Source organism: Mucilaginibacter angelicae, from assembly GCF_042434235.1.
In the GTDB taxonomy this organism is placed as follows: Bacteria; Bacteroidota; Bacteroidia; order Sphingobacteriales; family Sphingobacteriaceae; genus Mucilaginibacter; species Mucilaginibacter angelicae.
On sequence record NZ_JBHLTS010000015.1, the window covers coordinates 18,853 to 33,237 of the forward strand.

Annotated in this window: 12 protein-coding genes; 6 read left to right on the forward strand and 6 right to left on the reverse strand. The window is 42.7% G+C overall.

Annotation, left to right across the window (positions count from 1 at the left end; translation table 11 throughout):
* Window positions 1-7: 7 nt before the first annotated feature.
* From ACFFGT_RS04740 to ACFFGT_RS04755, 4 genes are all read right to left on the reverse strand, one after another.
* Window positions 8-193 carry a hypothetical protein gene (locus tag ACFFGT_RS04740; RefSeq protein WP_377021357.1) on the reverse strand — a complete coding sequence of 62 codons (186 nt, stop codon included), beginning with the start codon at window positions 191-193 and terminating at the stop codon, window positions 8-10.
* Between the two features lie 32 nt (window positions 194-225).
* Window positions 226-528, reverse strand: a complete 303-nt coding sequence (locus ACFFGT_RS04745) for a hypothetical protein (RefSeq protein WP_377021358.1) — start codon at window positions 526-528, stop codon at window positions 226-228.
* A gap of 120 nt (window positions 529-648) precedes the next feature.
* The gene (locus ACFFGT_RS04750; protein ID WP_377021359.1) at window positions 649-1,170 is read right to left on the reverse strand and encodes a DUF892 family protein; all 522 of its coding nucleotides are present in this window, start codon (window positions 1,168-1,170) and stop codon (window positions 649-651) included.
* A gap of 48 nt (window positions 1,171-1,218) precedes the next feature.
* A complete protein-coding gene (locus tag ACFFGT_RS04755; protein ID WP_377021360.1) occupies window positions 1,219-2,265 on the reverse strand; it encodes a fatty acid desaturase in 1,047 nt (348 codons plus the stop codon).
* 639 nt (window positions 2,266-2,904) lie between these two features.
* Between ACFFGT_RS04755 and ACFFGT_RS04760 the strand changes: the two genes are divergently transcribed.
* Window positions 2,905-3,264, forward strand: coding sequence for a glycoside hydrolase family 130 protein (locus ACFFGT_RS04760; RefSeq protein WP_377021361.1), 360 nt, complete (start codon window positions 2,905-2,907; stop codon window positions 3,262-3,264).
* A 144-nt stretch (window positions 3,265-3,408) separates the two neighbouring features.
* On the opposite strand, the gene ACFFGT_RS04765 is transcribed toward ACFFGT_RS04760, so the two are convergent.
* Entirely contained in the window at window positions 3,409-3,702 is a 294-nt protein-coding gene (locus tag ACFFGT_RS04765; RefSeq protein ID WP_377021362.1) for a hypothetical protein, read from the reverse strand.
* 276 nt (window positions 3,703-3,978) lie between these two features.
* Between ACFFGT_RS04765 and ACFFGT_RS04770 the strand changes: the two genes are divergently transcribed.
* Together ACFFGT_RS04770 and ACFFGT_RS04775 are read left to right on the forward strand one after the other, a co-directional pair.
* A complete protein-coding gene (locus ACFFGT_RS04770) occupies window positions 3,979-4,425 on the forward strand; it encodes an exonuclease/endonuclease/phosphatase family protein (protein ID WP_377021363.1) in 447 nt (148 codons plus the stop codon).
* A 162-nt stretch (window positions 4,426-4,587) separates the two neighbouring features.
* Window positions 4,588-4,776 (forward strand): YtxH domain-containing protein, encoded by a 189-nt coding sequence (locus ACFFGT_RS04775; RefSeq protein WP_377021364.1) that lies wholly within the window; start codon window positions 4,588-4,590, stop codon window positions 4,774-4,776.
* Between the two features lie 1,075 nt (window positions 4,777-5,851).
* Here ACFFGT_RS04775 and ACFFGT_RS04780 read toward each other — a convergent pair.
* On the reverse strand, window positions 5,852-8,620 hold the full coding sequence (locus tag ACFFGT_RS04780) for a substrate-binding domain-containing protein (RefSeq protein ID WP_377021365.1): 2,769 nt from the start codon (window positions 8,618-8,620) through the stop codon (window positions 5,852-5,854).
* Window positions 8,621-8,962: 342 nt separating this feature from the next.
* Here ACFFGT_RS04780 and ACFFGT_RS04785 point away from each other — a divergent pair, with 342 nt between their 5' ends.
* Genes ACFFGT_RS04785 through ACFFGT_RS04795 form a run of 3 tightly spaced genes read left to right on the forward strand, consistent with a single transcriptional unit; the run spans window position 8,963 to window position 14,369 of the window.
* The gene (locus ACFFGT_RS04785) at window positions 8,963-10,288 is read left to right on the forward strand and encodes a sugar porter family MFS transporter (protein WP_377021366.1); all 1,326 of its coding nucleotides are present in this window, start codon (window positions 8,963-8,965) and stop codon (window positions 10,286-10,288) included.
* Window positions 10,289-10,290: 2 nt separating this feature from the next.
* Window positions 10,291-11,202 (forward strand): carbohydrate kinase family protein, encoded by a 912-nt coding sequence (locus tag ACFFGT_RS04790; RefSeq protein WP_377021367.1) that lies wholly within the window; start codon window positions 10,291-10,293, stop codon window positions 11,200-11,202.
* 26 nt (window positions 11,203-11,228) lie between these two features.
* A complete protein-coding gene (locus ACFFGT_RS04795; RefSeq protein WP_377021368.1) occupies window positions 11,229-14,369 on the forward strand; it encodes a SusC/RagA family TonB-linked outer membrane protein in 3,141 nt (1,046 codons plus the stop codon).
* Window positions 14,370-14,385 lie beyond the last annotated feature (16 nt).

Sequence of the window (14,385 nt, forward strand, 5' to 3'; positions counted from 1 at the left end):
AAACAGCTTATGAAGGCAGGTCACTTTTAGTCGCCTTATCATCAGCTAATAAGATAGCCCTGATCCGGTCAATATGAACCTGGGATAAAGCCGCACGCTCTTTGGCAGACCGCGCCGCAGCGCCGGTTTGTTCATTAGCGAATGTAGTCAGCAGGTTTCGGCGTTCTTCGAACATACGTAACGCTACCCACATGGTTTCTTCTATTTTGTTGGTTTGCTCCGCTACTAATGTTGCGGCAGTGTAAGCATGCCCGGTATGACAGCGGTATCGTAGAAACGTGCCCTTTTTAATTTTCCATAGTACGCCTCCGCAACCGGGGCAATTGAAGAGACCTGCTCGCCCAATGCGTTTACCGCGGCAAGGTCGCTGAGTACGCGCTCGGCTATCTGTACTTCAAGCTGAATATCTTTCGGGATTTTGATTTGTTTTTTTGCCTGGGCTGCTAATATTTTCGGCAACACGTCTCCCATCTTTGCTATGGGCAGGCAATAGATCGTTTTTACCTGGTTTAAAGCGTTTTGTGGCATATCCGGGTATTCCGCGTCGTTAGGCCCCGATATAACGGAGCTCCGGGGCTTTCCCTACATGACCTACTAACATGACTTTATTGATCACTGACATTGGTGTTTATAAAAAATTAAGTGTTATTAATCGATGTACCGTGCAGTTATCTGGACAAACAAGCTCAGGTCGGACTTTGACTCGTCGAAGTTTTCCTTCAGAAGTTGCCGGATCTGCCTGTTGGGTAATTTTACAGCAGTTATTTGTAATAACTGAAAGGAAGCCATTTCAATACTTTTAACAACAGATAAATAAAATAAAATAGAGAGGTCGCGCAACCCAGTTTCCTCCTTTTTATGATAAATGCCTGAGAAGCCAGCTTCCATAAATCCGATCAGTTCATCGCAATCTTTTAATGAAGGCACTTCATCAAGCAATGTAAATATCTCTTCAATCCAGGCCACCTGTTTACCTATATCTTCCCATGTTTCTAAAATAGCATTTTTCAAATCTTTAAAATGAGCTTGCTCTGCCAGTTCAGGTAATCGCTCAAACAAATGCGATTTTGCGCAGTAAATCCGGTTCAGATGGTAAGTAAAAAAGTTCAGGAGTTGATCCGGCTCTAAGACTGGGGCAAGGTCTTTCTGATCTTTTGTTGGTTCGTTCATAGTCGGAGGCGGTGCTTGAATGAGAAAACTAATTCCAGCGAAATTATTTTATGATTCATTTACCTTTAGATGCGCATTCTTATAGGGCAGGTAGTAGCGTTCATAAAACTGTTTTTTATTGTCGTTATATTCGGTTACCGCGCCCAGCCAGTTCATCAATTTGATATAATACCAGGCCAGGTCTACCTGGTGGGGTTTAAAACCGCTGCGTGCGCTTTTAGGATATAAATGATGATTGTTGTGCCACTCGCCGGCTACCAGACCGGGCCATAACTGGTTAATTGATTTATCGTTGTGGTTATAGTCCGTTCCTGTCCTTTGTCTGTCCTTTCCCCTGGCATGGCCATCATAATTAAAGGTACGTACCCCAACTGCCCAGAAACCGGCTGCACCAAATAAACTAAATGCGAGCGCATTTCCGCCCAACAGATAAAATATTGTGTACCAAAAACCCCAGTTTAGGATCCATGACAATATTGCCCGGTAAGGGTTAACGTAAGATCCCCACCTCGCGTATTGTGTATAAGTATTGGCTTTTAACCCGGTATGTTTCATTAGGGATTTTACCCGGTTATAATCGCCTTCACTTAAATCTTTCGCTATGGGCTGATGGTTCACATCCGCCAAAAAGCAATATAAAAAACCTGCCTGCGCATTATAAGGGTCACCTGGCTGGTCTGATTTGGAATGGTGTACATGGTGAGAGATCACATAGATTTCTTCAGGGATCACATTGATTGTCAGATTTTGGGTAACAAAGCGCCAGAATTTATTACGGAACTTATAAGCTCCATGTGTGCAGTACCGGTGATGCCAGATGGTACCATGGGTACCCATGATAACCATGCCATATATGAATGCAGCCAGCAACGTCCACCAGCTTAAATAGTAAACCAAAAACAACACAAAAAAAACGGCGAGGCATGCTACCTTCAACCAGCTAAATACAGGCAGCCAGTTTTTCCTGGTTTTAAATAAGTTTAATCTGGAAACGAACTCCTTCAAAATCTGGCCGGCCGTTGGTTTAACCAGGTAACCCGCGGTATCTTTCCAACCATAAGATGGAATTTGTAATACGTAATCTAAAAATGGCATCTTACTTATAGGTAAATGACGGTAAAACGGAAGCTTCCCGCATATATCAAATTTCGGCATAGGGATTTTTACATTGGTGTTTAAAAACACCATCTCTTCGAGGACAAATACTTGATATACCGTTTGCATATGCGCGATCTACAACATAAAATTGAAAGCTTCGTAGAAACTATAAATAACTAACCATATGACTAAACAGAGCACAGCGATATTATGGCAGGTAATAATTGCTGTCGCAATTATCGTGCTATTGATAGTATTTGGATTCTATCGTACGGCGTAACCGTAATCATCTTTTTATTTACGCAGGCCTGAGTTATTAAGGAGGAGAGCATCCCGAAGACGTATCTGATTGGGGCCAATTCCTTAAAAATTATTGGGAGCTGATCTATACAAGAGGAGTAAATTTAAGTGAGTTAGCGTTGGGAATGAATATCAGCAGAAACTCTCTTTATAATTATTTCAGGAAACATGATTCTGGGTGGGCATATAGTATCGAAAATGGGGCAAGCCATTGATTCCGATTTCTCTGCTGATCTGCCGGAATTGTTGTTGGAAAACGAAGTAGTGCATCGACCAAACCAGGGAAAGATTTGACTGCTCGTTAGGGTTGCCGAGAGCATTGCCCAAAAGGAAGGCATGCTTTATTTTCCAATAATCAATGCAACTGGTAATACCGAGATTATTGAAGTACCACTGAATGGTCCCGATCTGATCGCAACAGATGCACGTGGCATAAAGTATAAAGGGCTGGATTACCTGACCACCATTTCGCACCTTCGTTTACTAAGCAGTGAGGATGGTATTCATTTCAGCGAACCGGAAAATAATGCTTCCCTGTTTGGCAGCGGATACCTGGAAAGGTTTGGTATTGAGGATTGCCGGGTATCGCAGATGGGAGCAACTTATTACCTGACCTATACCGCGGTGTCGGACAACGGAGTGGGCGTAGGCCTTCGCACAACTAACAACTGGGTCGATTTTGAGCTCAGGGCCTGATCTTTCCACCCCATAATAAGACTGCGCCATTTTTGAAGAAAAATCCTGGGTAAATATTACGCCTTGCACCGTCCGAGCAAGCATCGCAAATAAAATCAGGAGCAATCAGAAACGAAATCAACCAGGAGTTACGCAAGCAGTGAATTAACCCGCCTGTAGCTCCAGGAAACCGATCAGATTTTCTTCCAGTAACTCAGTTTTGTAATCTGAACCGGTAGCCAATACGGTAACCGTCAATTCTTCATCGGTTACTGTAATATTCAGCGCAGGGCCTTCAATCACTTCGGGAAACAGTACATTGATCTCGTCATACACATGGGCATATTCGATAGATAGGCTGGATCCTAATTTAGTATTAATATAGTCAGCGAATGATGTTTTTAACAAGTCAAATAGTTTTTCTGCATTGAGTGGTTGAATATTTTTGATAGTTGCCATAGGTTACACAAGCATTAACGGACAATTAAGTTTCACATGCAGGCAACTATATTTCATCTTTTGTGTTGTGTTCTCGTGAAATAGCGAGTTATAACATCAACGCACGACTGACCAACCTGCTTCGCTGGCTGGAAGAAGCAAAGCCGGAAGTGGTCTGTTTATAGGAATTGAAGGCGGCTGATAATATGTTCCCTGAAAAGGTACTACTGGATATGGGTTATCATGCGATCTGGCACAGGCAACAAAGCTGGAATGGTGTTGCAATGCTGACAAGGTGTGGCAAGATCAGGGAAACCCGGCGCGGCCTGGGCGGCGAACCGGATGATCTGCACAGCCGATATAGAGGCATTTATCAACGGCGTAATGATCGGGCGCCTATACGCCCCAAATGGCAATCCCTTTCCAGGCCCTAAGTTTGATTATAAGTTACTTTGGCTTGAACGCCTGATAACGCATGCGCAAAAATTGCTATCATTTGGATTGCCTGCAGCACTGGTAGGAGACTACAATATTATGCCGACCGATCCCGATACCTATAAGCCGGATAAATACCGCAATAATGCTCAGTTCAGAAAGGAAGTGCGGGAGTTGTTTGAAACGATGTTAGCGCAAGGCTGGACCGGTGCAATCAGAAAACTTTACCCTAATAAGCAGATCTATACTTTTACCTGCGGGAGGCCTATGGCCGTAACACCGGCTTGCGGCTCGACTATTTTCTACTGAATGCTAACCTTGATAAACGGTTAGTAAAAGGTGCTGTTGACATGGAGGTGCGCAGTTGGCCACAATAGCAGCGACCATGCACCGGTTTGGATAGAACTGGCAGAATAACATGCCATGCCTGATCTGTGGCACCATCATTGAGTAGTACAAGGAAACAGAATTATGGGGACGATCAAAACATTCTTATTAGGCGCCGGCACAGCATATGCCATCTATTTCCTAACCAAAAAACGAGCAGATGGTACCTCAATACTGGACGATCTGTTGGATAATCCTGCTTTTTTTATGAATAAAGCCAAGGAATATGCTATTGATGAAGCTATACGAACGGTAAAAGAAAAAATAATTTAAGTCTGCTATAAATGGCGCAGATTTGATAGGCAAACCCGGAAACTTTATAAATGAACGTAAAAACGGAACTGCAGCTGATGTGTTCACACTGTGAGATTGTCCATTGAAAGTCGCCCAATAAAGCACACCAAATTATTTTTTGGCGCTTTAAAATGCTCCTTCTTCTGTTAAGCCTGTTTACCAGAACCCATGAACATGGTCTTTCCCGGGACGACCGTAGTAATCAATCCCGTTTTATTCCGGCTCTTCAGTTTTTGGCTCTCGCCTTGCAGGTCGTGAGTTGATGACTGGGGATCAGTGCTCACAATCTTTGGAAATCTTCAAGCGTTATCTAATTTAAGAAGGGCAAAAATGTGCTGGCTTTCGATGTTAGACTATAATTTGATCCATAAATATTTTGAGATTAAAGTAATATTTTGTTTTTCATAACTTGAATTGAACACAATCAATTTCGATTATGAAATCAGCTTGCCTATACGTCCGAGTAAGACGCAATGATCATATTAGATTTCCTTTATCTCATTGCAAGAACTTACAGAATTAAGGAAGATATTAGTAACAATATCGGTCAAGAACCTTTAGGGGAAATTGAATCATAAAAATGCATTTTTAACTGAATATAAGTGATTTTAGTAATGAGTAGAGAAAGTTCCCTTGCAAAAAAAAAACAAATTATCGAAACGGTTTAAAGTGTTCGGGTTTTTATACTAATTTATTGATAATTAGTTTATTGTATTTAATAAAAAAGGAGTTAAACAAATCTGTTCATCTCCTTAAGTAGGCCGGAGGGGGCTTAATCGAACCCCTTATACCGCTTTTAACGCTGTTAGAAGAAATGAATTTATCTGAATAAAACTGTCAATGGGGATTAAAACTATATGACGCGATTGCATTGACGGTTCCATGATTCGAGCCCAGTTAGGGGAGCACAAGCCCCCGCACGTCTGCGGGGCTTTTTTTTAATCAAAATGGCCTATTTTAGCGTTTAAACACACTTTTTAGTCAATCAGACAAAGCGTACGGCTTGATATGGTCAAGCCGTCCAGAATAGCCAGATAATAAATAACTTAAACACTTATGAATATAGTTGTTTGCGTTTATATTCACTTGGGGTACAATTGTACTGCGCCTTAAATACCGTTGAAAAGTAATTAGGACTGGCGAAACCTACCATGTAGGTTATTTCGGAGATGGAATATCCTTCATGGGTCAGTAGGTATCGGGCCTTTTTTAACCGGCGGTTCAAAATATAATCGGTAATACTACAGCCTAATAGCGCTTTTACTTTACGATATAACTGCACCCGCGAAATGCCGATATTTTTGCAGATGTCATCTACATTAAAGTTTTCATTGGCCAGGTTTTGCTCTACTATACCTGCAAAATCGTTAAGGAATTTTTTATCAAGCGATTTTGATACCGGTATTTTGCCGTGACTTACATCGCTGATGAAGTGTTCTTTAAGTATCACCCTATTTTTGATAAGATTTTTTACCGTTGCCAGTAGTTGATCATAATTAAAAGGTTTAACCATATACACATCGGCCATGCTGTCAATGCCATCAATTTGCTGCTCAACGCTGGCCTGCGCAGTGAGCAATATCACCGGGATGTGCGATGTGCGGATATCCGTTTTAAGGTTTTCGGTAATTACCTTGCCCGACATGCCTGGCAGCACTACATCTGATATAATAAGGTCGGGTACTTTTTCAAATGCTTCCGCCAAACCCTGCACGCCGTTGTCAGCTGTAAAAACCTCGTAATCGGCACCCAGTTTATTGGCAAGGTAGCCGAGCAAATCGGTATTATCTTCAATAATAAGGATCGATTGCTCTTTAGGGTTGGCAAGGGCAGTTGTGTCGGTATTTATTTCATCTTGTTCAAGATCGGCAGTATAAATACGGGAGCGTTCGTCAATGGCTACAGTGTTAACAGGCTTGAAGGCTTGGCCGGTACTGTAGTTGTATGGATTACCAAGCGGTAGTGTAATAGTAAAAATAGTTCCCTGCCATTTTTTGCTGCTTACTTTGATGCTACCATGGTGCAGGGATATGATCTCTTTAGATAAGGAAAGTCCCAGACCCGAACCCTTTGCAACGCCATTATCGGCCTGGTAAAATTGGTCAAAAATATGTTCAGCTTCTTCTGGCTCCATGCCTATGCCATTGTCCTGGATGGCAATTTCAACGTTTTCAGGATTTTGGGAGAAGGTTATCTGGATACGGCCATTATCTTTAATAAACTTAAATGAGTTGGATAGCAGGTTAAAGAAAACTTTATCAAGCATATTGGCATCAAACCATACTATTATATTTTTTTCTGGCGATATTAAGTTCATGCTAATGTTCCGTTTCCGGGCATGGTGCTGAAAGCTACCCATGATATCCGTAACAAAATCAACCAAGTTGTTTGGTGCCGCGTTAATTTGCTGTTTATCGTACTCAATTTTGCGGTAGTCAATCAGCTGGTTAACCAATCTTAACAGCCTGAATGTATTTTTATGTATGAGTTTTAAATTTTTGCCGGCTATAATATTCAGCTTCTCGTTTTTCATCATATCCTCAACCGGTGACAGGATGAGCGTTAATGGCGTACGGAACTCGTGCGAGATATTGGTAAAAAAATTCAGCTTGGCTTCGGTGGCAACCTCAGCCCGGGCCGACATTTCCATTAATTGGTTACGCTGTAACAAAATTTCGTTATTTTTTGCTTCCAGGCTTTTGTTAATCTTGCGGTTTTCCATCAGCCAGTAAAAGGCAAGTCCCCCAAAAACAATGGCCAGCACCAGTGTTATTATAATGATATTTAAAATGAGCTGCTGGCTGTTGTACACCTGCCGCTGTTCTTTCAGTAATGACTGCTGCCGTTCAATATCCTTTTGCTGGCTGCTGATCTTGTTCCATTGCATTTTCATCAGCTGCACATTGGTTGAATCGATAACCAGCGATTGCAGGATGTTTTCTTTGGCAAAAGCCTCCTTATTCAAGATCCTGAATGCGATGGTAATAGCTTCTTTACCGCCTGTTGGGTATACCAAACTGGCATCAATAGTTTTTGATGCTACCATTTGCAGGCCTCCACCAGCTCCGGGCATTGCGTCAACACCCAGTACTTTAACATGATGGTTTAAATGAAGGTTGTTCAAAACCTCTCTGGATGCGCTTGCCATAACATCATTATGCGCAAACAACGCATCAGCTGTATTTAAATCGGACTGTACCTGATAAAGTTGTTTTTGCGCATGATCTTTCAGCCAATCGCCATATACCTGGGCCTTAATATGTATATTATTAAATTTGGCTAAGGCATCGCTAAAGCCCCTGTGTCTTTCAATTGCCGGCGAAGAGCCGGGCAGGCCCATCACCTCTACAATATTACTGTTGCCCTTTAAATTACTGCCAATGTATTCGCCGGCCATTTTGCCAATCTGATAATTATCGGCGCCCACATAAGCGGTGTAAAGGTCTGATGAAGTTTTACGATCAATGACAATAACCGGGATGCCCTTATTATAGGTTTGCTCTACTATGCCCGTTAAGGGTTGCGCCTCATTTGGCGATATGATGAGCAGATCGATGCCTTCATCCAGCATTTGTTTTACCTGTTCAATTTGTTTTTTACTACTGTTATCGGCGTCGGCATAAATAAAACGGGCATCGGGATGTAATGACAGTTCCATTTTCATTTCATCCAGCATATTACGCCGCCACAAATCAGAGCCCACACATTGCGAAAAGCCTATGGTATACTGTGATGTTTTGTCGGCTTTTTTACAGCCGGTAAATACCATCAGTATACATATGGTTAGTAATAACAGGTTGCGCAGGTGATAAAGCAAAGCCATTATAAAATATTAAGTATCCGTTTAAGTATGGTTTTATTGGTTAATACAATCCTTTTTGGGAGGGACGTATACAAAAGTATCGATAAAAGTTTTTATAATACAAATAACAGACTTCGGCCGCGGGCTTCCGTCGTGTCATCATGTATCAAAACTGTAAATACAGTGTATTAAAATCGAACATCCTGGTAGAAAAGTGTTGGGAATTGATTTTATTTTATTGATAATCAGTTATTTATATATGTTTTAATTTTTATACTCTTTTGGTATAAAATCAATAACTGCCGCTTTGCACATCGTCTTACTTTGCAACTGTAAATCCAATTAACACCTTTTATAATTATTATGAGAAAACATTCCGTCCTGGCCTGGTCCATGGTCGTGGCCCTTGGTGGCTTCCTTTTCGGGTTTGATACCGCTGTGATATCGGGCGCCGAAAAATCTATCCAGCAATTCTGGCACCTGTCTGTAATGGAGCATGGGCTTACTATATCTATCGCGCTTATTGGTACCGTAATTGGTTCATTGTTCGGTGCAAGGCCATCCGATATCTTCGGACGGAAAAACACTTTATATTTTGTGGCTGCCGCCTATTTGTTATCATCAATAGGTACCGCGCTTGCCGATAACTGGTACCTGTTTTTAGTATTCAGGTTATTAGGTGGCCTGGGTGTAGGCATATCATCAGTAACAGCGCCTATTTATATTTCAGAAGTATCGCCCGCCGATAGAAGAGGCCAGCTGGTAGGTTTGTTCCAGTTCAATGTGGTATTGGGCATTCTGATCTCGTACCTATCCAACTATCTCATTAGCCAGGGCGGTGAAGCTTCATGGCGCTGGATGCTGGGCGTGCAGGCGTTTCCATCTGCATTATTTTTAGTGTTGATTTACTTTATACCAGAAAGCCCGCGCTGGCTCATCCTTAAAAAAGGCGCAACCGGCAGGGCACTGGAGATATTGCGTGTAATTAACCCGCTTAACTGCGAGCAGGAGCTGGCTGCTATCAAAAACTCAACCCTTCATGATACCGTTTCAAGTAGTAGTCTTTTCTCTGGTCAGTATAAAACACCGGTAATATTGGCCGTACTCTTCGCCTTTTTTAATCAGGTATCGGGTATCAACGCCATTATCTACTACGCGCCCCGCATATTTGAAATGGCCGGGCTTGGCGCGCACTCTTCGCTGTTATCTACAGTGGGTATCGGGTTAATCAATTTTATATTCACCCTGCTGGGCATCAACATTATTGATAAGGTAGGCCGGCGCACATTAATGCTGGTTGGTTCATTCGGGCTAATAGCCTCGTTATTCCTGGTGGCTTTCACCTTTTACTCCGGGCATTTAAGCGGGTTTGCTATACCTGTTTATATGATGATGTTCATCGCCTTCTTTGCCTTTTCGCAAGGGGCGGTCATCTGGGTCTTTATATCCGAAATTTTCCCAAATCAAGTACGTGCCAAGGGGCAAACACTGGGTAGTTCAACCCATTGGGTAATGGCGGCTATCATCGCCTTTTGCTTCCCCTACCTGGCCGAGTCATTAGGCGGCGCGGTTACGTTTTCATTTTTTGGTGTGATGATGGTATGCCAGCTCATTTTTGTTTGGCGGTTTATGCCCGAAACCAAAGGCCGTTCTTTAGAACAAATAGAAACCAATATGGTAATGCATTAATAATGATGAACCCGCAAACAAACATATCAACCCCAGCCATTTGCTACGGCGAGATCCTTTGGGATGTATTGCCTGATGGCCCGCAGCCCGGCGGCGCTTTGCTAAACGTTTCGTACCACCTGAATAAATTAGGCGTACCGGCCAGCCTGGTAAGCAAAATAGGTAACGATGCCAGCGGCCAAAAGCTGAAAACCCTGCTTGATAGCTGGGGAATACCAAAACATTTATTGCAAACAGATACTGAACAACCCACCAGCCAGGTAATTGCAAAAATGAATAACGGCAACGAGGTATCATACGAGATCGTTTTCCCGGTAGCCTGGGATTTTATTGACAATAGTAAACAAATCATCACGCAATTGAAGCCGTCAACCTACCTGGTGTATGGCAGCCTTGCATCAAGGAATAGTGTATCGCGTAATACTTTGTTTGAACTGTTGGAAAATGATGCTATTAAAGTATTGGATATTAACCTAAGGCCGCCGTTCATCAGCCGTGACCTGTTGGATGAATTGCTTCATAAAGCTGACATTGTAAAATTTAACCAGGCCGAACTCGAAATGGTGCAGGGCTTATTCCGAGGATCATACTGGAAGGAATCGGAACAGATCAAATTTATCCAGGATCATTTTGCCATCCCCGAGATCATGGTTACCAAGGGGGAGTTTGGCGCATCGTATTACAAGGGCGATAAGGCCTATCATGTAGCCGGCCGCGAGGTAAAAGTTATAGACACGATTGGCAGCGGCGATTCGTTTTTAGCCGCCTTTATAGCCAACCATTATCATGGAGAACAGCCACAAACCTTATTGAAAAATGCAATAGCGATGGGAGCATTTATTGCGACAAAGAAAGGAGGTTGCCCGGATTATAATATCAAAGAATATCAGGACTTTATCAAAAAAATATTTTAACCAAGCCATAACTTAAATTAAAATCAATGAGAAAACTATTACTTATTTGTTCCTTGCTTATACTGCTAATAAGTGAAGGATACGCGCAATCCCGTATTATCACCGGGACTGTATTGGATAACACATCTAAACCAATGGATGGTGTTACCATAGTGGTTATTGAAACCCAAAAATCAGTACTATCAGATGCTAACGGAAAATTCAGTATCTCCGTTGCCACCGGACAGTCAATCAGGTTTTCATACGTAGGCACCCAGCCTATTGTGATGCCTATCGCAGCCGATACTAAAGTGCTTAACATAGTATTTAAAGATGCCGCCAATGCACTCAATGAGGTGGTTGTAACCGGTTACACATCCGAAAGGAAGAAAGACCTGACGGGAGCAGTAGCGGTTGTTGATTTAGCCCCGGTAAAAAACAATAGTTCGGGTAATACCATGCAGGCTTTGCAGGGCAGGGTTGCCGGTTTGTATATCGAAAAAGATGGATCGGCTAATGGGGCAACCAGCAGGATTCTGATCAGGGGGGCAAACACCTTGGGCAATAATAACCCTTTATATGTTATTGATGGTATACCTACCACCAGGCCTGAAGTGTTTCAAAATCTGTCACCCTCAAACATCGCATCGGTACAGGTACTAAAAGATGCCTCTGCCGAGTCGATCTACGGATCAAGGGCTTCAAATGGTGTTGTCATTGTTACCACTAAAAACGGTGGCAATACGCAGGGCAAAGTTCAGTTCCAGTTTAATAACAGCACATCTGTTCAGTCCGAAAAATCATTGCGCTTTAAAATGCTGAATTCGGCTGACAGAGGGAAGGCGCTATGGCAGGCTTCGGTAAATGATGGCCAGGATCCGGCTGCCGGGTATGGTGATATCTATACCTTTAACTGGAATGGTAATTATAACAACCCGGTTTTAAACAGCGTGGTACCCAAACAATTTGTAGGCGGCGACCCGAATACCCCTGCCGGAGATACCGACTGGCAAAGCGTGCTGTATAAAACAGCCATGGTTTATAATAATGATTTCACGGCATCGATTGGGAATAAGAATGCATCGCTCGAAATAAACTTTGGCAATATCAAAAACACAGGCCTGGTTAGGTTTACTAAATATAATCGTACTACAGGTAGCATTAACGGTGTGGTGCACGCTTTTGATAACAAAGCCACATTTGGCGTAAACTTAAAAATAACCAACTCCAATGAGACCCTTACGACCACGGACCTGGGTGGCGCGGCAACCACATTTTTGGCAGTCACATTAGCGCCTACTATACCCGTTTATCAAAAAGATGGTGTTACTTACGCCGGCGAGTCTGGCGCAGGTTATTCTGACAGAAACAATCCTTTGCACATGCAGGATCTGGCCAAATGGAATAACGCCAACCGGGTAAACACATTTGGAAACGTTTTCTTAGAGATCCAGCCGGTTAAAAACCTGTATTTTAAATCCAACTTTGGTGCCGATAATGCAGACTACCTTAGTAAAGTCATAACACCAACCTTTCAGGAAGGCGCCCTTGCCCGTACAACAAACAGCTTATTTTTTGATCAAAATCATTATCTGAGCACTACGTTTTCAAATACGTTGAGGTATAATTATGATTTAAATAACAATAATCATTTCAAGCTATTAGCAGGTACCGAGTATATTAAAACCTTTACCGATTTCCAAACTACCCTCAAGCAAGGCTACGCTATACAAACTGAAGACTATTTCACCCTGGATGCTGGCACAGGCAATACCATCGTAACAGGCCGGTCAACCGGGAACAGCTTGTTTTCGCAGTTTGCACGGTTAGATTATAATTACGCCAGCAAATATTTAGCCTCAGTAACCGTACGTCGTGACGGCTCTTCAAGATTCGGTTCAAATAATCAATATGGTATTTTCCCGGCTGCTTCTTTTGGTTGGAAAATTGACCAGGAAGGCTTCATGAAAAACAATACCATTTTTTCTGAATTAAAACTAAGGGTTGGTGTAGGCCGCGTTGGTAACCAGGAAATTGGTGATCAATCGCGCTTCGCGCTTTATGATACCCGATATGGCACCACCCAAAATCAATTGACACCAGGCTTTTGGGAGCAGTATATGAATGTTGGCACGGCGTACTCGCTTTCCGGTGCCAATACGGGTTCATTACCCTCGGGCTTTGTACAAACCCAGGCCGCAAACCCCGGCCTTAAATGGGAATCCACCGAAGAGATAAACGCGGGACTCGATTTTACCATCCTGCATGATAAGATCTCGGGATCATTTGACTATTTTACCCGAAGAACTACCGGCATCCTGATTACGCCTCCTGTCGCTTCGGCATTGGGCGAGGGCCAATCAAAGACCGTTAACGGTGCCTCAAAAAGCAATAAAGGCTGGGAGTTTTTAGTAACCTATCACGGCCAGCAATCGGGCGATTTTAATTACAATGTAACTTTAAATTTTTCTCACTTCAGAGACAAGATCACAGATTTACCGGAGAACGTTAGACCGGCGTATCCAGGTAATATAGATAATACCATAATAGGGCATTCACAGTTTGACATATTCGGCTATAAAACAAATGGTCTTTTCCAATCGCAGGCCGAAGTTGATGCTGCCCCAACTCAAATAGGCGCGGGGCCGGGCAGGATCCGTTATGTTGATATCAATCATGACGGGAAAATTGATGCCAACGATCAAACCTGGATAGGGACTACATTGCCTGCCTTAGAGTACGGTGTAAGAATTGATCTGACCTATAAAAAATTCGACCTGTCAATATTCGGATCGGGTGTTACCGGCAGGAAAGGATTTGATGTATATACCCTGTATAACAATTTGATGCATAGCCGCGAAAACGTAGGCCCGGGCGTGTTTGATGGCTGGACACCGCAGCATACCAATACAAAGGTGCCGGCGCTCACATTGAAAGATAACAATAATGAAGGCCGTACTTCCGACTATTTTATTGTGAATACTTCTTACTTCAAGCTACGCAACGTTCAAGTTGGATACACGATTGTACCGAAGGCAGTATTTACCAGGCTGCGTGTATTCGCGATGGCCGAAAACGTATTTACGTTAAAAAGTAAAAACTATTTAAGTCCCGATCCTGAAAGGATTGACCTTGGCCCGGTTCCAATTCCTAAAGTTTTCAGTTTTGGTATCAACGCATCATTTTAACGAAAAAAACTATTCA

Coding starts and splice junctions, on each gene's coding strand:
- ACFFGT_RS04740 (WP_377021357.1), bottom strand. CDS start 193: ATGTGGGTAGCGTTACGTATGTTCGAAGAACGCCGAAACCTGCTGACT.
- ACFFGT_RS04745 (WP_377021358.1), bottom strand. CDS start 528: ATGCCACAAAACGCTTTAAACCAGGTAAAAACGATCTATTGCCTGCCC.
- ACFFGT_RS04750 (WP_377021359.1), bottom strand. CDS start 1,170: ATGAACGAACCAACAAAAGATCAGAAAGACCTTGCCCCAGTCTTAGAG.
- ACFFGT_RS04755 (WP_377021360.1), bottom strand. CDS start 2,265: ATGCCATTTTTAGATTACGTATTACAAATTCCATCTTATGGTTGGAAA.
- ACFFGT_RS04760 (WP_377021361.1), top strand. CDS start 2,905: ATGCTTTATTTTCCAATAATCAATGCAACTGGTAATACCGAGATTATT.
- ACFFGT_RS04765 (WP_377021362.1), bottom strand. CDS start 3,702: ATGGCAACTATCAAAAATATTCAACCACTCAATGCAGAAAAACTATTT.
- ACFFGT_RS04775 (WP_377021364.1), top strand. CDS start 4,588: ATGGGGACGATCAAAACATTCTTATTAGGCGCCGGCACAGCATATGCC.
- ACFFGT_RS04780 (WP_377021365.1), bottom strand. CDS start 8,620: ATGGCTTTGCTTTATCACCTGCGCAACCTGTTATTACTAACCATATGT.
- ACFFGT_RS04785 (WP_377021366.1), top strand. CDS start 8,963: ATGAGAAAACATTCCGTCCTGGCCTGGTCCATGGTCGTGGCCCTTGGT.
- ACFFGT_RS04790 (WP_377021367.1), top strand. CDS start 10,291: ATGATGAACCCGCAAACAAACATATCAACCCCAGCCATTTGCTACGGC.
- ACFFGT_RS04795 (WP_377021368.1), top strand. CDS start 11,229: ATGAGAAAACTATTACTTATTTGTTCCTTGCTTATACTGCTAATAAGT.